The sequence below is a fragment of the Mesorhizobium sp. M2E.F.Ca.ET.219.01.1.1 genome, assembly GCF_004016445.2.
Lineage (GTDB): Bacteria > Pseudomonadota > Alphaproteobacteria > Rhizobiales > Rhizobiaceae > Mesorhizobium.
This window is the reverse complement of the sequence record NZ_SADT02000014.1, coordinates 1-18,985: the sequence shown is the minus strand read 5'-3', so window position 1 is coordinate 18,985 and position 18,985 is coordinate 1. Positions and strand designations below refer to the sequence as shown.

13 protein-coding genes and 4 pseudogenes are annotated in these 18,985 nt (G+C 61.4%); 5 read left to right on the top strand and 12 right to left on the bottom strand.

Translation table 11 applies throughout. The features are described 5' to 3' along the window. Positions 1 to 52: 52 nt before the first annotated feature. On the bottom strand, positions 53 to 520 hold the full coding sequence (locus EN862_RS34385) for a MucR family transcriptional regulator (protein ID WP_126101871.1): 468 nt from the start codon (positions 518 to 520) through the stop codon (positions 53 to 55). Between the two features lie 1,146 nt (positions 521 to 1,666). On the opposite strand from EN862_RS34385, the gene EN862_RS36420 reads away from it, so the two are divergent. Beyond that, on the top strand, positions 1,667 to 1,837 hold the full coding sequence (locus tag EN862_RS36420) for a hypothetical protein (RefSeq protein WP_167498768.1): 171 nt from the start codon (positions 1,667 to 1,669) through the stop codon (positions 1,835 to 1,837). Positions 1,838 to 2,028: 191 nt separating this feature from the next. Here EN862_RS36420 and panD read toward each other — a convergent pair whose 3' ends face one another. From panD to EN862_RS34335, 10 genes and pseudogenes are all read right to left on the bottom strand, one after another. Then, entirely contained in the window at positions 2,029 to 2,481 is a 453-nt protein-coding gene (panD, locus tag EN862_RS34380) for an aspartate 1-decarboxylase (protein WP_126101870.1), read from the bottom strand. A gap of 68 nt (positions 2,482 to 2,549) precedes the next feature. After that, positions 2,550 to 3,533: a beta-ketoacyl-ACP synthase III gene (locus tag EN862_RS34375; protein WP_126101869.1), complete on the bottom strand. Its 984-nt coding sequence runs from the start codon at positions 3,531 to 3,533 to the stop codon at positions 2,550 to 2,552. Beyond that, positions 3,530 to 4,795 carry an adenosylmethionine--8-amino-7-oxononanoate transaminase gene (locus tag EN862_RS34370; protein WP_126101868.1) on the bottom strand — a complete coding sequence of 422 codons (1,266 nt, stop codon included), beginning with the start codon at positions 4,793 to 4,795 and terminating at the stop codon, positions 3,530 to 3,532. Before EN862_RS34370 ends, EN862_RS34375 begins: the two co-directional genes overlap by 4 nt. Then, positions 4,795 to 5,430 (bottom strand): dethiobiotin synthase, encoded by a 636-nt coding sequence (gene bioD, locus EN862_RS34365; protein ID WP_126101867.1) that lies wholly within the window; start codon positions 5,428 to 5,430, stop codon positions 4,795 to 4,797. The genes EN862_RS34370 and bioD overlap by 1 nt, the downstream gene beginning before the upstream one ends. Before the next feature lie 11 nt (positions 5,431 to 5,441). Next, entirely contained in the window at positions 5,442 to 6,581 is a 1,140-nt protein-coding gene (locus EN862_RS34360) for an 8-amino-7-oxononanoate synthase (protein WP_126101866.1), read from the bottom strand. Continuing rightward, a pseudogene (gene bioB, locus EN862_RS34355) lies at positions 6,578 to 7,518 on the bottom strand (biotin synthase BioB). The gene EN862_RS34360 and the pseudogene bioB overlap by 4 nt, the downstream one beginning before the upstream one ends. A 160-nt stretch (positions 7,519 to 7,678) precedes the next feature. After that, on the bottom strand, positions 7,679 to 8,533 hold the full coding sequence (gene nadC, locus EN862_RS34350; protein WP_126101865.1) for a carboxylating nicotinate-nucleotide diphosphorylase: 855 nt from the start codon (positions 8,531 to 8,533) through the stop codon (positions 7,679 to 7,681). Next, positions 8,530 to 10,073: pseudogene (locus tag EN862_RS34345) on the bottom strand (L-aspartate oxidase). The gene nadC and the pseudogene EN862_RS34345 overlap by 4 nt, the downstream one beginning before the upstream one ends. Continuing rightward, positions 10,070 to 11,044 (bottom strand): quinolinate synthase NadA, encoded by a 975-nt coding sequence (gene nadA, locus EN862_RS34340; RefSeq protein WP_126101864.1) that lies wholly within the window; start codon positions 11,042 to 11,044, stop codon positions 10,070 to 10,072. The pseudogene EN862_RS34345 and the gene nadA overlap by 4 nt, the downstream one beginning before the upstream one ends. A gap of 62 nt (positions 11,045 to 11,106) precedes the next feature. Continuing rightward, positions 11,107 to 12,067 (bottom strand): annotated as a pseudogene (locus EN862_RS34335) (hypothetical protein). A 174-nt stretch (positions 12,068 to 12,241) separates the two neighbouring features. On the opposite strand from EN862_RS34335, the pseudogene EN862_RS37155 reads away from it, so the two are divergent. Then, positions 12,242 to 12,394 (top strand): annotated as a pseudogene (locus EN862_RS37155) (3-methyl-2-oxobutanoate hydroxymethyltransferase); the annotation flags it as partial. Positions 12,395 to 12,590: 196 nt separating this feature from the next. Here EN862_RS37155 and EN862_RS34325 read toward each other — a convergent pair. Continuing rightward, entirely contained in the window at positions 12,591 to 14,246 is a 1,656-nt protein-coding gene (locus EN862_RS34325) for an MFS transporter (RefSeq protein WP_126101863.1), read from the bottom strand. A 671-nt stretch (positions 14,247 to 14,917) separates the two neighbouring features. Here EN862_RS34325 and EN862_RS34320 point away from each other — a divergent pair. The 3 genes from EN862_RS34320 to EN862_RS34310 all read left to right on the top strand — a co-directional run. After that, positions 14,918 to 16,108 (top strand): ABC transporter ATP-binding protein, encoded by a 1,191-nt coding sequence (locus tag EN862_RS34320; protein WP_126101862.1) that lies wholly within the window; start codon positions 14,918 to 14,920, stop codon positions 16,106 to 16,108. A 12-nt stretch (positions 16,109 to 16,120) separates the two neighbouring features. Beyond that, the gene (locus EN862_RS34315; protein ID WP_127230879.1) at positions 16,121 to 17,206 is read left to right on the top strand and encodes an ABC transporter substrate-binding protein; all 1,086 of its coding nucleotides are present in this window, start codon (positions 16,121 to 16,123) and stop codon (positions 17,204 to 17,206) included. Between the two features lie 80 nt (positions 17,207 to 17,286). Beyond that, positions 17,287 to 18,985: ABC transporter permease subunit (locus EN862_RS34310; RefSeq protein ID WP_167507135.1), on the top strand; the 1,699-nt coding region annotated here is incomplete at its 3' end.

The following is an 18,985-nucleotide window of genomic DNA, read 5'->3' as shown; positions in this document are numbered from 1 at the left end:
GGACAGAGCCAATGGCAACTGCGTACCCCAGAACAAAGCTCGATTGCTGAAATCAAGCTGCGACCTTCTTGCGGGTCCGCTTCGCCGGTGCCGGCTGTTCCGGCTCTACTGGTTTGCGTCCGAGACCCATCGTCTTGGCCAATGCCGAGCGCGTGGCGGCGTAATTCGGCGCGACCATGGGATAATCAGCCGGCAGACCCCATTTGGCGCGATATGCGTCCGGCGTCAGCCCATAATGGGTCGACAGATGGCGCTTGAGCGATTTGAACTTCTTGCCGTCCTCAAGGCAGATGATGTGGTCCGGCGTCACCGACTTCCTGATCGATATGGCAGGCTTGAGAACCTCCGGTTCTTCTGCGGAAATACTGGCGCCGGCCGTGCCTTTGAGTGCCGCGTGCACCTGGCCGATCAGGGCAGGGAGTTCACCCACCGGGACCGGATTGCTGGAGACATAGGCTGAGACGACATCGGCGGTGAGCTCGATGAGGACGGCGACGGTGTTGTCGGCTTCTTCTGTCATGAAACTCTCCGGGTGGCTTGAAAGACAGTCGGCGAAGTGTCGCTACATAGTGGCGGTTACCGCTGAAAGCAATAAAGCCCCGTCAAGACTATTGCGATGCTCGTCCTGCACTGTGGTCAATAGGGACTCATCCCGTCTTGCGCGTTCTGATCCGACCGCAGTTGGGCACATCCATGCTCGATGTAGCATGAGCGAGCGATCCTGACCTGAAACGCAGCCAAGCCTGTCCTTGATCTCTTCTATCCCGAAGATTGGAATCGATCATTCGGAGAAGTCCGGTCCGGCACGCTCACCGATGGCTGCGAACAGACTAGCCGCATGTAAAGCAGCAGAATCGAACTGGCAGGTGGGGCAGGCGTTCTCCTGTTCTTCTGCAACGATCTCGTCGAGACCGAAACGATTGCCCGAGCACCCCCGCGGCGCCAAAGCGCGTGCTTAGGGGGACGGCCCGGTGCCCAGCATCAGAGAGCCGGGGACTTCGGTTGGCGCGTTCAGCTTCCTCCTCGACCAGCGCTTCGCCGCGAAAAGTAGCATCGTGACATTGGTGGAAAGGGGGAGGGAAGAAAGACGCCCACGGCGCTTGTGCTGAGGCAGCATCCGCACCGACCGCACCAGTGTTCCCAACCGAAAAACCCGCCACTCTTGCGGGCGAGAGCGGCGGGCTTTTTTGCAGAGTTACTCGAACTGAATACGCGTTCCCACTCACATTAGATGCGGATAATTAAGGCTGTATTAAAATGCAAAATTTGGGCATCTAAATCGATCCGAGCGCAAGATACCGCGCGCCCGGACGTTCGGGGCCTAAATTGTCGCCGTGGTCAAATCGACAAACCATCAGCCATCAGAAAATCTCTGCTTGACGTAACGTAAGGTCCCGTGTTTTTCGCCGTGCATGGAGCGACTTCCAGTCTCGGTCCAGGGCGACGAAAATGAGGGGCAGCGATGGTGGCTGGCGAACCAAACGACGTGCGCGTCAAGCGTTGCGGTGGGGATGGGTCGTTCATATTGTGGAGGACGGCAAACTGACAGTTCATCGGTTCAAGATACAGTGTCCCGCCGAGAATTTCGCCGATGGCTAACGCGCCAGGCTCGGCCTTGCTAGCAGGCCACCAATTGACGAACACTGATGTCTGGGGGAGACGTTGGATGGCTGGCGCGCCTTTTGCGCTGGCGGAAAAACACATCGGCGAAAGGCCACTTACAATGCTGCTTGCGGCTAATGACACGGCGGCCAAGATCACGAAAACCCAGGTCGTCAAGGACCTGGCCGCGGCGCTCGAAAAACAGCATGAATTTGCAAGCCGCCACCGCAAGTGACTTCAGACAGGGAGTCGAGCCGCGTGGCTGTTGGCTCAACCGTGGAGATGCCGACATTGCGTGCGATCTCACGAAAGCCCGCTGTGGCTAAAGACGCGGCGGGCCTCTCCTCGAAGCTTCATTGATCCTGAAGCTTAGGTCCACTCTTCAGCGCTGTACGAGTTACGAGGGGCGGAGAGTCTCGGCGGGTGTCACGCCCCGGAGACCAGGGCAGGAATGGACAGAACCTCGTTCGCCTCGTCAAGAATCGAGAAGGTGTAGCGGCCATCTGCGTCAAGGTCGACGGAGTAGCTCAGGCGGTCGAGTATATGGTTATCCTGGTCGAACGTAACGATCCGCGGCTTCAGCGAGGCGATATGCGCTTCGTCCAGGTAGATCGAGTTGCAGACAATGATCTGGTCGTCGGGCTGGCAGGTGCGGGCCGCCGCGCCGTTGAGGATGCAGCAGCGTGAGCCGCGTTCGCCGAGGATGACATAGGTCGAAATCCGCGCACCGGAATTCTTGTTCCATATGTCCACGAATTCCATGGGCAGGATGCCTGCTTCTTCGCAGTGGTCAGGGTCGAGCGTTATCGACCCGTGGCAGTTGAGGTTCGCTTCGGTGACGTAGATGCCGTGCAGCTTGCCGGCTACTATTTTTCGCATTGGTCTGTTGTCCTATCCATCATGAATGACTGGTGGTCCTGCCGCTCTCGGAGCAGCCAGTTATGCGGCTAAACTACGACGACGAGTGCGCCGCCGCTGAGACCAGCACCCGCTGCCGCCAGAAGGATTTTCTCGCCCGGTCGAAACGGCTCAGTCCGATGGGCCAGTGACAGGGAGAGCGGGATCGTCGCGGCGGAAGAATTGCCGTATTCGGCAATCGTCTTGACGATTGCTTGATCGGCAATGCCAAGGTTCCTCCCGACCGCATCGAAAATGCGGGCATTGGCCTGATGCGGTACGAACCTGTCGACATCCTGTGGGCGTACTCCGGCAGCGGCGAGCGCGCTTGTCGAGCAATCGGTCATCATCTCGACAGCCTTGGCGAAGACTTCCCGGCCGTCGGTCATCGTCATTCGGGTTTGCCCGAGATCCAGGCCACTTTGGAATGGGATGTTGCTTCCGCCCGCCGGGATCTGGATCAGCCGGTAGCGCGAGCCGTCCGAATCCACCGACGCACCGAGAATGCCCCGATCCGGACCCTCGCACGGACCAATCACCAGGGCGCCGGCGGCATCGGCAAACAGTACGGCGCTGGCGCGCTCGGCCGGATTGATGCGGCGGCTGAGGATGTTGGCGGCGATGACCAGGGCCGCTTTGCCGTGCAGGCGGGTGAAGCCATCCGCGAACATCAGCGCATAGATGAAGCCGGCGCAGGCGCCGGTCAGATCGACCGCGCCGGCTTGGCCGAGCCCGAGCCGGTGTGCGACCAGCGGCGCACTGGGCGGTAGGAGATGGTCGGGCGTCGAGGTGGCGAGCAACAGCAGACCAATGTCGCTGCGGTCAATGCCGGCATTCGCCAGCGCCATGTCGCCGGCACGGGCGGCCAGGCCAGACAACGTGTCTTCGTCCGTTGCCCAGAATCGCGAGCGAATTCCGGTGCGCCGCTCGATCCAGCCAAGTTCGAGCCCGAGACGGTTTTCGATTTCCGGGTTCTCGACCCTGCGCGCCGGCACATGATGACCAAACCCGAGAAGGCGCGACGATCGGCTCATGGCCTCGAACCGAAGCGTTCGCCGGCTTCTTCGATCGCGTCATAGAGTCCGTCCAACTCGTCGCCGGTGATGCAATAGGGCGGGAGAAGGTAGAGGACATTGCCGAGCGGACGAACAAGCAGGCCGCGCTCGAGGAAAAAGGCGCGCAGCTTCGGCCCGATCTCGGCCAGATAGCCCGCAGAGCCGGCGCGCAAATCGAGCGCCGCGATCGTGCCGGTCGTCCGGCTGTCGGTGAAGAACGGATTGTCGCGAAAGCGCCGAAGTCCGGCGGCCTGCATCGCGCTCAAGGCCGCGACCCGCTCGGCCACGGGCTCGTCACGCCAGATCTCGACATTGGCGAGTGCTGCCGCGCAAGCAATCGGATTGGCAGTGTAGGAACTCGAATGAAAGAAGGTCTTCTTCCGGTCTTCGGAATAGTGGGCCTGGAAGATGGCATCGGTGGCGAGCGTAGCCGCCAGCGGGATCACGCCGCCGGTCAGGCCCTTCGACGTGCACAGGATGTCCGGCGAGACGGATGCCTGCTCGCAGGCGAACATGGTTCCGGTTCGCCCCCAGCCGGTCATGACTTCGTCGGCGATCACGAGCGTGCCGGAGGCTTCGGCAATCTTCTTCAATTCGGTCAGAACCCAGGCCGCATACATCAGCATGCCGCCGGCGCCAAGAACGAGCGGCTCGACGATCAGGGCGGCGGCGCGTCGGTCGCGGCTGACGGCCTCGAACCGATCCAGCGTCTCCTGCTCGCGGCCCGCGGCCGGAAAGGGAATGGTATCGACCTCGAACAGCAGCGGCTCGTAGGCAGCGTTGAACACGCCGCGGGCGCCGACGCTCATCGTGCCGATCGTGTCGCCATGATAGCTGTGCTCCATGGCGACGATCCGCGAGCGCGGCCCGCCTATGTTGCCGAAATAGCCGAGCGCTATCTTCAACGCGACTTCGACGGAGGTCGAGCCGCTGTCGGAATAGAACACCCGGTCGAGGCCGGAAGGAGCGAGACCGACCAGCGCCTCGGCCAGGCGCTCGGCCGGCTTGTGCGTGAAGCCGGCGAAGATGATCTGGTCGAGGCTCGCCGCGGTCGCCTCGATGGCCTTCATGATGCGGGGATGGCGGTGACCATGCGTGACGACCCACCAGGAGGAAATCGCGTCCAGGATGCGCGTGCCGCCAGCCTTGTGGAGATAGGCGCCCTCCGTCAGGACGATTTCAGGGATCACCGGCTCTAGCGCGTGCTGGGTGAAGGGATGCCACACACGGGACTGCGACATCAGTGATCTCCCGTGCACGAGGCGAAGGCGAAGCCGGCAATCATTGCGTCTCGCAGCGTTTTGTCCGTCAGCGGGTCGAGATACGGCAGCCTGCCGAGCTGCGGTACACCGCCCATTTCCACGATTGTCCGTTGCGTGTCGGCCATCTCATCGCCGATGAAAGCGATGCCGGCCAGCGGGATGGAGCGCGCCCGAAGGGCCTCGATCGACAGCAGCGTGTGGTTGATTGTGCCGAGCGTGGTGCGGGCACACAAAATGACCGGCAGCCGCCACTCAGCGAAGATGTCGATGAACCTTGTGCGCCGGTTGAGCGGCACCATCAGGCCGCCCGCACCCTCGATCACGAGCGGCGCCGGCAGGACCGGAAATGAAAGATCGGCAGCCTCGATCGAGACGCCGTCGATCTCAGCTGAACGATGCGGCGACAGGGGCTTGCTCAAGCGGTAGACCTCCGGCAGCACGCGCCCTGGCGGCAGGCCGGCAAGCCGCGCAACCACCTCGCTGTCAGTCTCGTTGTCGAGACCTGATTGCACCGGTTTCCAGTAGAAGCCGTCGAGCAGGCCGGCGAGCCCAGCCGAAAACACGGTCTTGCCGATTCCGGTGTCTGTTCCGGTGATGACGATGCGTTGGGTCATGTCGCCTCCGGTCATGTTTGGGCCAACACCTCAACGAGCGCCTCGACCATGGCGGAAATGTCAGCTTCGGCTACGTTGAGCGTCAGCGAAATGCGCAGGCGCGACGTGCCCTCCGGCACGGTCGGCGGACGAATGCCGCGTATGTCGTAGCCGCGTGCCTGCAGTGCCGCCGCCACCGCCATGGTGCGCCTGACGTCGCCGATGACAAAGGGCTGGATCTGCGAGCCGCTCGGCATCACGCCGCAGCGCTCGGCCAGTTGGCGGCCCGCGAAGGCGACGCGTTCACGCAGCTGAACGCGGCGCAGCGGCTCGTCGGACAGCATGGCGAGCGCTTCGCACGCCGCGACTGCCATCAGCGGCGATGGCGCGGTGGCGTAGATGAGTGGCCGGCAACGGTTGACGAGATAATCGCACAGCGTCCTCGGCCCGGCGACGAGTGCGCCGGATGCGCCGAGCGCCTTGCCGCAAGTATGGAGCGCAATGATGTTGTCGCGGCCCTCGAAGGCGGCGGCCAGTCCCCGGCCGTCCGGTCCCCAGACGCCGGTGGCATGCGCTTCGTCGACGACGAGGAATGCCTCGTGCCGATCGGCAAGCGCGACGAGGCTCTCCATCGGCGCGCGGTCGCCATCCATGCTGTAGAGGCTTTCGACCCCGATCCAGACGCGTCCCATGCCGCCCTCGGCGCGCCAGCGCGTGATTGCCTCATCGACGGCATCGACGTCGTTGTGCTTAGCCACTACAAACTGGGCGCGTCCGGCCTGTGCGCCCTCATGCATGCTGGCATGGGCGAGTTCGTCGAGAACCAGCAGGTCGCCCTTCTGCGGCAGCGCGGTCAGGAGAGCGAAGTTGGCGATGTAGCCGCTGCCAAAGAACAGTGCGCGTTCGGCGCCGAAGAATGCCGCGGCGTCCGCCTCCAGTGCCTCGTGTTCCGGTGCATTGCCGCGCAACAGCCGCGACCCGGTGGCGCCAACCGGCGTGCCCCGCGCAATCGCAGCCGCAACCGCATCGCCAAGTCTTTTGGAGGCGGCAAGTCCGAGATAGTCGTTCGACGAGAAGTCGAGCCCGGCGCGCGGCGCAAGCGTCCGCAGGCGATCCTTGCGCGCCAGTCCACGCAAGGATGCGTCATACCGGGCAAGAAGTGCCTCGTTCATTGCGTGCCGATTTCCATCGGTTCGATGCCGAGACGCTGGAATAGCAGAGTATCCTTGTCCTCGCCGGGATTGTCCGCCGTCAGCAGCGTGTCGCCGACGAAGATCGAGTTAGCGCCGGCAAAGAAGCACAGCGCCTGCATCTCGTCGGTCATGGCGGTGCGACCGGCGGAAAGACGAACATGCGATTTCGGCATCATGATGCGCGCCAGGGCGATCACGCGCACAAATTCGATCGGCTCGATGGGCTTGGCTTCCGCCAGCGGGGTGCCGGCGATCGGGATAAGCATGTTGATCGGGACGCTTTCCGGATGTTCCGGCAGATTGGCCAGCGTGACCAGCATGTCAATCCGGTCCACCGGCTCTTCGCCCATGCCGACAATGCCGCCGCAGCAGACCTTGATGCCGCTGCCGCGGACATTGGCGAGCGTATCCAGCCGGTCGGCAAAGGTGCGCGTGCTGATGATCTCGCTGTAGTAGCGGTCCGACGTATCGATGTTGTGGTTGTAGTAGTCGAGGCCCGCCTGCTTCAGACGAGCGGTCTGCTCAAGATCGAGCATGCCGAGCGTCATGCAGGTCTCCATGCCCAGCGCCTTGACGCCCTCGACCATCGCCACCACCGCATCCATGTCGCGCGCCTTGGGGTTTCGCCAGGCGGCGCCCATGCAATAGCGCGTGGCGCCGGCATCGCGCGCCTTGGTCGCCTCGGCGATGACGCGCCGGACCTCCATCAGCTTCGACGCCTTCAACCCGCTTTCGTGATGCGCCGACTGGCTGCAATAGCCGCAATCCTCCGGGCATCCACCTGTTTTGATGCTAAGAAGCCGGCTCAGCTGGACCTTGTTGGGATCGAAATTCTGGCGGTGAACGGTTTGCGCCAGGAACAGAAGATTGTTGAAGGTGCGTCGTGCAGCGCCTGCGCCTTTTCTAGGGTCCACATCCCACAATCATTGGATTGCGCCTGTGGCATTGTCTTCGTCGAGTTCGATGCGTGCATCTCTTCCTGTTCCTTGGGGGTTCCGGCCTTTACGGCTTCTTTCCTGGCCGATTGACAGGGATCGGAAACTCTATCAGCCCGCTGCCGTCCGTTCGTCGTGCGATCATGAGCTCCGATAGTCGAGGCCAATATCCAGGATCGGCGCGCTGTGGGTCAGCCAGCCAATTGAGATCAGATCGACACCGGTCGCGGCGATGGCGGGCGCGGTCACGGCGGTGATGCTGCCCGACGCTTCAGTGATCGCCCGGCCCGCAACCATACCCACCGCCTGGCGCAATTCGTCGACCGACATGTTGTCGAGCAGGACGGCGTCGGGAGCGAACCCTAGGACCTCCTCCAACTGGGCTAGGGTATCGACCTCGACTTCGATCTTGACCAGATGGCCGGCGCTGTTTCGTGCCCGCTCGAGCGCCGGGCGTATTCCGCCGGCGATGGCGATGTGGTTGTCCTTGATCAGGATGGCGTCGTCGAGGCCGAAGCGGTGATTGGACCCCCCACCTGCGCGCACGGCGTATTTTTCCAGCGCCCGCAATCCGGGCGTCGTCTTGCGCGTGCAGACGATCTTCGCATCGTGCCCGCGGACCGCATCTACGATCGATGCTGTCGCCGTGGCGATGCCGCTCAGATGGCACAGAAAATTGAGTGCCGTCCGTTCCGCGGTGAGAATGGTCCGGGCGGGACCGCTCACCGTTGCAATGATCTCTCCTTGCGAGACTTCGCTGCCGTCTGCTCGCTTAACGGTCAATTCGACGTTCTGGTCGATGAGCCGGAAGGCGAGCATCGCCAGATCGAGCCCAGCGACAGTTCCGGCCTGGCGCACCGAAAGCACGGTCGTCGCGTGATGGTTCTTCGGCACGATGGCGTCGGTCGTCAGATCACCCGCCCGGCCGAGATCTTCCAGAAGTGCTGCCCGCACCAGGGGCTCAAGCATGATTGCGGGAAGCGGCGAGAGGTTCATTGCTCGACGTCTTCAAGCGTTGGAGAACATGGGAATTCCTCGGCTTTCGTCAAGGCTTCTTCCAGCGTGAGCCTGGAGCGGCGCGCGATGTCAGCACGATAAGGAAAGTCCGTGCGGTGGTGAGCGCCGCGGCTTTCTTCGCGCAGGAAGGCCGCAACCGCGATCAGCAGTCCCACTACCGCGGGATCGGACGCCGCATCGTGGCGTTTGGCCAGCGGAAGCAATGTGCTCACGGCCTCGCGCAACATCTCGCCATTGCGCTTCACGCCAAGGCTGCGTGAGAGGAGAGGGCGCAAGGAGAGTGGATCGGGCGCCGGATTTCCCGTGCCGTCAATCTTGTTCTGACGCCGAGGGGAGATCCCGCCACGCTTTCAGCGACCCAGTGCGCGCATACAATCGCCTCGGTCAGCGAGTTGCTGGCAAGCCTGTTGGCGCCGTGCAGTCCGGTCGAGGCGACTTCGCCGCAAGCCCACAGTCCGGCAACGGAGGTACGTCCGTCCCGGTCCACCGCGACGCCGCCCATGTGATAGTGCTGGGCCGGCCGTATCGGAATGAGGTCTTGCGCCGGGTCGATGCCTGCGCCCCGGCAGGCCGAGGCGATCGTCGGAAACTGCCGCGCGAATGTCGGGCCGGGCTTTTCTCGTCCATCCAGAAAGACGCGGTGGCCGTTCGAAAGATGCGTCCAGATGGCGCGCGCCACGACGTCGCGCGGCGCGAGTTCCGCGTCCTGCAAATATTCGAGGAAGCGCTGGCCGGTTTCGTCGACAATCGTTGCGCCTTCACCGCGAACCGCTTCGCTGATCAGCGGCATCGGGCGAGCCGGCCCATCAAGCGCGGTCGGGTGGAACTGGATGAACTCGAGGTCGGCAAGGACAGCACCGGCGCGCGCCGCAAGTGCCAGCCCCTGTCCGGAGCTGCCTAGCGGGTTTGTCGAGTCGTGAAACAGCCCGCCAATCCCGCCGGTCGCGAGGACGACCCGTCCCGTACCCAGGAACACAGGACTAGTCGAACAGCTTGCCCAAACGCCCGTGACCTTGTTGTCCTCCACCGCCAGCCGCCGCGCCTCCACACCCTCGACCATCACAATCGACGGAGCAGAACGCACGGCTTCGACCAGCGCGCGCATGATCTCCTGTCCACTGCCGTCGCCGTCAGCATGAACGATGCGCCGGCGACCGTGCGCGGCCTCCAATCCAAGGCGCAGTGCTCCTTCAGGCGTCCGATCGAAGCGGACCCCAAGGGTCGACAGGTTCTCAATCGCGCTAGGGGCCGCATGAAGGATGCGGGTTGCGATTTCTGCGTCGCAGAGCCCGGCGCCAGCGGCGAGCGTATCGGCCAGATGCAGCATTGGGTTGTCGTCATCGCCGAGGCTGGCAGCCAGGCCGCCCTGTGCCCACGCACTCGATGCTTCTGATCCGAGCGGCGTCCTGGACAAAACAAGCACGGGTTCTGGCGCCAGATGAAGCGCGGTCAATAATCCGGCAATGCCGCCGCCAATTATGATGGGCCGGCCAAAGAAGCTGCGGACATCCGCGCTCATACGGCGAGCATCCGCTCGACGGCCAGCCGCGCGCGGCCGGCGATCTCGGGTGAGATGGTCACGACATGGCGGTTCTGCTCGAGCGCGGCGCGGATATTGGCGAGCGTTATCCGCTTCATATGGGGGCACAAATTGCAGGGCCGGATGAACTCGAGTTCCGGATGCTGGAGCGCGACATTGTCGCTCATCGAGCATTCCGTCAGCAGCACGACGCGCGGCGGCTTTTGCCTTTCGACATAGTCGGACATGGCAGCGGTCGACCCGGAAAAATCGGCTACGGCCACCACGTCAGGCGGGCATTCGGGATGCGCGAGCACCGTTACGCCCGGATGAGTTTCACGCAACTCGCGGATGTCGGCAGGCGTGAAGCGCTCATGCACTTCGCAATGCCCTTTCCAGGCGATGATCTGCACGTCGGTCTGGGCGGCGATGTTCTGGGCCAGATACTCGTCCGGCAGCATGATCACCCGGGGAACGCCCAGCGACTCCACAACGGCCTTCGCATTGCCCGAGGTACAGCAGATATCGGACTCGGCCTTCACTGCGGCCGACGTGTTGACGTAGGTAACGACCGGCACGCCGGGATAGCGTTGCCGCAGCAGCCGGATGTCCTCGGCGGCAATCGAGTCCGCCAGCGAGCAGCCGGCCGCAAGATCGGGAATCAGCACCGTCTTTTGCGGATTGAGCAGCTTTGCCGTCTCGGCCATGAAATGCACGCCGGCCAGCACAATGACATCCGCTTCAACCGTCATTGCCTTGCGGGCGAGCGCCAGGCTGTCGCCGACGATGTCGGCGACACAGTGGAAGATCTCCGGTGTCTGATAATTGTGCGCCAGGACGACCGCATTGCGCTCGCGCTTCAGCGCGAGGATGGCGTCTATGTCGTCGCTGAACGCCGGCCATTCGATCGGGGGGATTACGCGCCGAACGCGGTCGTACAGGGACGCGCCCGAAGGTAGCATCGCGCTCATCGAGCTCTCCGGTTATACCTACCTGAATATAAGGCGCATATATTCGTAGTGAGTATAAGCGGTCAACCCCGCGCGAGCGGCAATTTTGCCCCGGCGAGCTCCCCCTCTTCGAGCACGGCGTGGCGGAAGCGATAAAGCTTCGCCGGCCGGCCCCCTGTCTCCGCGCTAGTTTCGCCAGTTTCTTCGACCAGTTCGTGCTGCTCGATGAGGCGACGAAAGTTCGGCTTGTGGACGAGCCTGCCGGCAAGCGCCTCCACGGTGCGCTGCAGCTGATGAAGCGTAAAAGCCGGCGGCATCAGTTCGAAGACGACCGGCCGGTACTTGATCTTGGAGCGCAGCCGCGCAATGCCCGTTGCGAGGATGCGACGATGATCGGAAACCATGGGCTTGCCGCGAACCGGCAGGGGGAGGACCGAACCGCGCACCGCCTCTTCCACAAGGGCTGCTTCATAAAGCAGCTCGTAGCGCTTGAGTGCGAGATCCTCGTTCCACGGGCGTTCGTCGAAGCCGAAGGCGATTGCCGCGCCTTCCGCGCTCGAGGCGCGTCGCGTTGTCGTCCGCGCTCTCCGCCCACTCGCTCAGGCGAGGCCGCAGGACGTCCGACACCATCGGTGGAGTTCCGGCACGGTGATCCTCCCATGGAAAATAGTCGTACCAGCTTCGCCAGCCGGACCTGGACGGAGCGGTCGCATGTTCCTTACGGGTGAGTGCGAGATAGCTGATGGAGATGACTCGCCGCTCAAGCTCGGTGCCGGCTCGGTCCCGATCGGCAAAGGTGTAGAGCTGCTCGATATATCCCAGTGGGTGGCCGGTCTGTTCCTCGACCCACGTTCTCAAACCGGACTGCAGCGATCGGTGCTCGAGCGCAAGCGGGCCGGAGGGCAAAGTGTCAGTCTGTCCGATGGTGAGGACACACGGTTCATTCTCGTTCACCGCGACGACGACCGCGGTCAGGTCGACCTTAGCCGTGTCGGCCTTGGCTCTGCGCCCGCCTTTTGTAGTCCCTTTTGCGCGATCGCTCATGATCTCTGATGTGCTTGGGTAAGCCAAGAAGTAGCTGAACCGATTGAATTTTGTTCTCACCAATAACCGTCAGCGCGTCAACTCACGTGCGTGGCAAATTAGTTCTTCGCACCTGCACAAAAATATGCCACACGCGACACCGCACGATTGTTGACGCAAGGGAAGGAGCCCTCTTTGAGTGTGGTTGCTGATACAAGGGCGGTAACGCCGCCGGATATTCGTGCGCGAAAGGGTGGGACGCCGATCGTCTGCCTTACCGCCTACACGACCCCGGTTGCCCGACTGGTCGATCCCCGTTGTTGCGATGTGGTGCTGGGCGCGGCTGTATTCGCTCCCGCGCAGCCGAACTGAAGTGGATCGCTGCTTCTCGGCTCTCGCCGTTCCATCCTCGAAAACTCTTGGCTCGTTGCCACTGGGCTGGTGAGGGAAGAAGTCGTTGCTGTGGGCCAGCGTAGTCCAGTTATGCTCCTCCTGCCAGCGCTAACACGGCGAGGGGTCGCGGACCCGCACTGTTCTAAAGGGGTCAATGATGGGGAACATAAGACGTCGAGTGCTCGGCTTTGCGAGCGGGGCCCGTCGGTCGCTCGATCAAAAGCGTCAATTGAGGTGGAAGCTCTCCCTCGTGCAGGAGGAGGACCCTTTCGTCTAGGTGCCTATCCTCTGTCGTGAGGCGATGGTTGAGGCGAAGGTAGTCGGTCCAGGTCGGCGTGCGGAATGTCTCTGTCCACTGCATAGGCTTCTGAAGGTTGCGCTGGAGAGTCCAGTGTCGAGCACCGACGCGGCTGTGTACATGCCGCCGCTCGCGCATGAGGTCCAGGAAAGCATCGACGTTTTCGGCGGGTATCAGATATTCGACTTTGACGACGATGGGACCGCTTCTTGGCTTGAGATTGAGGGCGACTGCCGGGGTGTCGAATTGCTCTAGAGGATCGGGCTCGGAGTCGTGGCGCTCGCGAAGAGGAAACAGGACGCCGGCCGCAGCGACGAGCAACAGAGCACCAGCAGAACCCTCCAGCGCCCAGGCCAGGGAATGGTTCTGGGCCACCGTGCCCCACACCCAACTGCCAGCCGCGATGCCGCCGTCTATCAACGCATAATAGATCGAGATGGTGCGCCCCACGACCCAGCGCGGGCTTGCCAGCTGCACGCTCACGCCAACCCCGGACCAGGCCGTGACCCAACCCGCGCCGCCCAAAGCGAGCGCGATTGCCGCCACTGCAATCGAGGAGGTCAATGCAAGGGAGAGGGAGCACGCCGCGCAGGCGATGCAGGCGAGCGTCATCAGCCGTTCTTGAGACAAACGCCTTCTGAATACGCCGTTGGAGACGCCGGCGAAGACAGCGCCTGTCCCGAAGCCGGCCATGAGGGCGCCATAGGCCAGCGGTCCTCCTCCCAGCTGATCCCGGACGACCAGGGGCAGCAGCGCGAGTATGCCGATGCCCGCCAAGCCAAAGAGGGTTCCGCGAGCGATCGCCGTCTTGATTTCCGAAGACATCGCCGTGAAGCGCAGCCCGTCATAGATCGCCGTGCTCATCGGCTCACGCGGCAGAGGCGAAGAACGAACCTTCCATTTGCAGCGCCATATGGTCCCCAGAGGTACCAGATATGTGAGTGTGGTCACGGCGAGAGCCGTCACAAGCCCGAACGAGGCAACCAGGATGCCGCCGAGCGCCGGGCCCACGGTCCGGACAGTGTTGAAGCCGACGGAGAGGAGGGTGACGGCAGCGGGAACATCGCGTCGGTCTACCATATCGCCAACCGAGGCTTGCCATGCGGGATCGTTGATGGCACCGCCACATGCGATCAAGAAGCTGAAGCCGAGGATCATCCAAGGGTCTACAAAGCCCAGCGCTACAGAGGTGGCCAGCATCGCAGATGCTATGACCATAATGCACCGGCCGGCGAACATGACCTTGCGGCGGTTGAAATTGTCGGCGATGGCCCCGACGAAGACAGAAAGAATGAAGGCGGGCAGCGTCGATGACGCCGGTACCAGCGCGACCATAAGATCGGAAGTCGAGATCGTCGCCATCAGCCAGCTGATGGCAACAGTCTGCATCAACCAGCCCAGGCTGGAAACCTGCGTGGCGAGCCAGATCGAACGAAAGGTCGGATTCCTGAGCGGCGCAAAAGCCGTTCGCGAACCTGGGTCCTCGTCTGCGCCCTCCGCCCCGTTCATTCGGCAGCGTTCGCCTCCGTCTAATGGTTCGCACAGGCTCGCTTGCGCGGAGGTCGAAGCATGCATCCTCGCGCAAGTGCAGACGGTTTCATGCAGTTAAGTGTACTTGCCGGACCAGAGTTCGAAACGCCGCAGGTACGCAGCTTGCTGCAGGCTAGCAACTTCATTCAATCAAGGATCAATCATGTAGCAGCTTGCGTCAAATGCAGTTTCCATATTGTCGCCATCTAGCACCGAGATGACTGCAGGCTTCCTGCCGTAAGGCGGCCGCGCGCGGACCTGCACGGTGTCCATCCCTTCTTGCGCCAGGAGTAGAAGGTTACGTCGTGACTCCCCACCTGCGGCACAGATTCGGTGCCGACGGTATGCAAGGAGGCGGACCCAACAAGCAGGAGAGACCCTGACAGTTGCCTGACATCGCTTGCATGCTGTCCTAGCCGCCGCGCGATCTCATTCACTCCGACGGCCTTTCACTCGCGCCAACGACCATCAGCAGATTTAAGGCGCGTTGCACTTTGTTAACCCACGGGCTCGGTCACGGCCGCTCGGGGGATATTTGACAGACTTCATGGATGACTCCTCCGCTCCACTTGACAAGTGTTCACACCCCTGTCAGCTTCTAAACGTAATTGCAACACCATTGCATTATTTGCAACACGGACGAGGTTTAGATGTCCCGAGGTGAACCGCTGCGGCTAGAGCGACTTTGTAAGCAATACGGCACCGTCCGAGCCGTTAGTGATATTTCGGTCCAGATCGAGGCTGGCGAGTTTGTCTCGTTTCTTGGCCCAAGCGGATCCGGGAAAACGACAACGTTGATGATGGTTGCGGGTTTTGAAACGCCAAGCGCCGGCCAAATTTTTGTCGGTGCTCGACCAATAACGAGGCTACCAGTCCACAGGCGCAACATCGGAGTTGTATTCCAGAACTACGCGCTATTTCCTCATCTCTCCGTTTTCGAGAACGTGGCGTTTGCGTTGAAGATGCGCGGAATATCCGGCTACGACATTCGAGCCGGTGTCGCCGCGGCACTCGATCTTGTTCAGCTCGGTGAATATGGGGGCCGCATGCCTCACGAGCTGTCCGGCGGTCAACAGCAGCGGGTTGCACTGGCGCGTGCGCTTGTGTTCCGCCCAGGTGTAATTCTAATGGATGAACCGCTTGGTGCGCTTGATAAGCAACTTCGAGAGCACATGCAGCTCGAACTGAAGCGCCTACAAAAATCTCTTGGAACAACAATGGTGTTCGTCACCCACGACCAGAGTGAAGCGCTCACCATGTCCGACCGAATCGTGGTGATGAATGAGGGCAAGGTCGAACAGATTGGTACGCCGGAAGAGATATATGAGACGCCGGAAACCCGCTTTGTTGCGAGCTTCATTGGCGAATCGAACTTCCTCGACGCTCGTCTTGTTGGAAAGACAGATCACGGTCCCCTCCTCGATGTCGCTGGCCTGCAGGTTCGAGCGACATGGCAGGGAGCCGAGGACCAGGTGATGGGACCCGTGAGCCTCATGGTCCGACCCGAGAAGATCGTCCCTCTCGCAGCAGGCGCGTGCGCTGACAACGAATTCGAGGGTGTGATCCAAGAGTCTATTTACCGCGGAAACATCGTCAAGTGCCAAGTACGCCTACGTGCGGCCCTTTCCGTAGTTCTCACTGTAGCCGTAGCTTATCGCGCCTCCTCTCCACGGTTCAAAGTCGGTGAGAAAGTGCGAATTGGCTGGGACGCGCGGGATGGACGCCTTCTTTCTGTGAAGGCGAACGGCCCGAGACAAGGTGTACCCGACCATCTCGAAGCTGAGGCGGCTTCGTTGCACGTGACCTCGGCCGCAGATCGCATTCCGATATGGTCTTCATAAGGGAGAGAGCTCATGAGGCGCTACATTAACTCCAGTCGGCCGACGCGACGTCAGGCCCTAATAGGACTCAGCGGAGCGGCGCTGGTGCTTGGCGCCCCAAGCATTTTGCGAGCGCAAGAGTCGACCCTGGTGGTCGTTTCCGGTGGCGGATCGTATGAGGAGGCGTTCCGCAAAGCCGTAGTTGATCCCTTCCAGAGTGAGACAGGCATCAAGGTGACTTATGTGTCTCCGGCTGACGCGGCGAAGCTTAAGGCGCAAGTCGATAGCAGCAATGTGCAATGGGATGTGGTGGAGATATCCGGCCCTGCGTTTAGATCAGATGCAGACAAGTATGTCGAAGAAATCGATTATGGGGCATTCGATAAGGAAACGTTGGATAACCTTGTTCCTGAGGCAAAGACAAAATATGCCGTGGGCTCGTACGTGTTCAGCACCGTGATGGCATTCTCCACGGCCGATTACCCGGCCGACAAGCCGCGCCCCCGCTCATGGACTGAGTTCTGGGACGTCAGCGCGTTTCCGGGGCCTCGCTCCCTCAGAGAACGGACGGTCGAATTTGCGTTGCTGGCAGCCGGAGTTCCGAAGGACAAGCTGTACCCAATCGACTTCGACCAGGCATTCGCGTCTCTCGATCGCATCAAACCGCACATAACGAAATTCTGGAGCGTGGGCGCCGAACCAGGTCAGCTCCTATCGGATCGTCAGGTTGCGATGTCCTCGGCATGGAATGGCCGAATGCAAATCCTTAAGGAGCAGGGCGCTGGCGTTGATTACCTGTGGAACGAAGGGATGCTTAGCCCGCTGCATTGGGTCGTTCCGAAGGGCACGAAAAACCGGGCTGCGGCCATGCGGTTTGTCGCCTACCAGGCTTCCGCGCAGGCGCAAGCTCGTCTCAACAATCTCATCTTTTATGGTCCGCTCAATCGGGCTGCCTTTAATTACATTGAGCCCAGTGTGGCCGCCAAACTGCCGACCGCGCCCGAGAACATTGACAAGCAATTCTTCTACGATCCGGCCTACTGGGAAGCCCAATCCTCCTCGGGCAAAACTAATACCGAAGTGCTCGTGGAGCGCTGGACCCAATGGGTGGCCAGCTAATGGCCACTTTATACCAGACCGTCAGAGCGGCCATCGCGTGGCCCCTACACAATCGCGAAGCCACGCTCTTGCTTGCTCCAATGGCACTTCTGCTCGGGATCTTCTTTTTCGTCCCGCTCGCTGGTCTCCTCTCTCTCAGTCTGTTCGATCCTGGACCGACGCTCGCACACTTCCAAGAGTTCTTGGGTGATCGAACGAACTGGATCATCCTCAGTCACACCTTCGAGCTGGCAATAACAGTTACGCTGCTTTGCCTTCTAATGGGGTATCCACTCGCCTTCTGGATCGTTGCGGCCCGCACCTGGGTCGCCAGAGCGCTATTGCTTGCAGTAGTGTTGCCGTTCTTTACGAGCTACCTCGTGCGTACCTATGCATGGATGGTGATCCTTGGGCGCTTTGGCGTTATTAACCAACTTCTAATGGACTTCGGCATCACCGAACGACCTATCGACCTGATCTACAATAAGTTCAGTGTGCTCATAGCGATGGTCTATATCCTCATGCCGTTTACGGTTTTGGTGCTCATCAGCGTAATGAGAGGGATTCCATCCAGTCTGACTCGCGCTGCCGCCTCCCTCGGAGCCTCTGCGCCCCAGAATTTTTGGCGCGTGTTCTTTCCTTTGAGCTTACCGGGCGTGATCGCGGCCGGGCTGCTGGTCTTTGTGTTCGCTCTGGGGTTCTACATCACTCCCGCGCTGCTCGGCGGCCCGAACACAATCCTATTGCCGATGCAAATCGACATTTATGCAAACGTGACGCTGAATTGGCCACTCGCAGCCGCTGCCGCTACCGTGCTGCTCTCGATCACGCTGGTGGTCTATACAATTTCCAATCATTTCGTCGGTATCGATAGCTTGCTCGGATCTCAGCACGGGGCTGCCCAATCGGCTGGCACACCCGTTCGTCGTTCAACCACCGCTTACGTCCAACTTGTTGACCTCGCTACGGCCCTGGTGCGGGCGGTCGCTCACAGCCTTCGGGTTCCGGCCGGATTCGCCATAGGTTGTGAGCGTGCGGCTCTTGGTGGCAAGCTGCTACGCGGCTTCAGTCTGCTCGTTGCTGTGTTTCTGGTCAGTCCCATCCTGATCATTGTTCCGATCTCATTCAGTTCCTCGCGCTTCCTCGATTTCCCGCCCCCCGGCCTGTCGCTGCAATGGTATGAGGCATATTTTACAAGCCGCGCGTGGGTCTCCGCCACGCTGCAAAGTTTGGGCATTGCAACAGCTACCGCATTTGCAAGCCTTGCCATCGGGTCAGCGGCTGCGATGGCGCTCGTGCGCGGCAGTCCGCGGATGCGCCGTGTCGGATACCAGCTCTTGCTTGCACCGATGATCGTGCCGGTAATCGTCAGTGCGGTTGCCCTCTACTTCCTCTTTGCACGGTTGCAGCTCGTCAACACGAATCTCGCTCTGGTGATCGCACATACGATCGGCGCCGTTCCCTTAGTCGTGCTGATTGTCGCCGCAAGCCTACAGGCCCTGAACGTCCGCCTAGAGCACGCCGCCGCGAGTTTGGGGGCCTCGCGGATCGTCACGATTTGGAAAATCGTACTCCCGCTCATGCGTCCTGCGTTAATCGTCGCCGGATTCTTTGCCTTCCTGCATTCCTTCGATGAGTTGGTGCTGTCACTCTTCGTGAGCGGGCCGGACACTACCACCTTACCGATAAAGATGTGGTCGGGAATTCGGGAAGAGATCACGCCTACAATCGCTGCCGTTTCAAGTCTGCTGATCGCGTTGACAGTCGTTATGTATGCCGGCGTAGAGGTGGTCCGCCAGA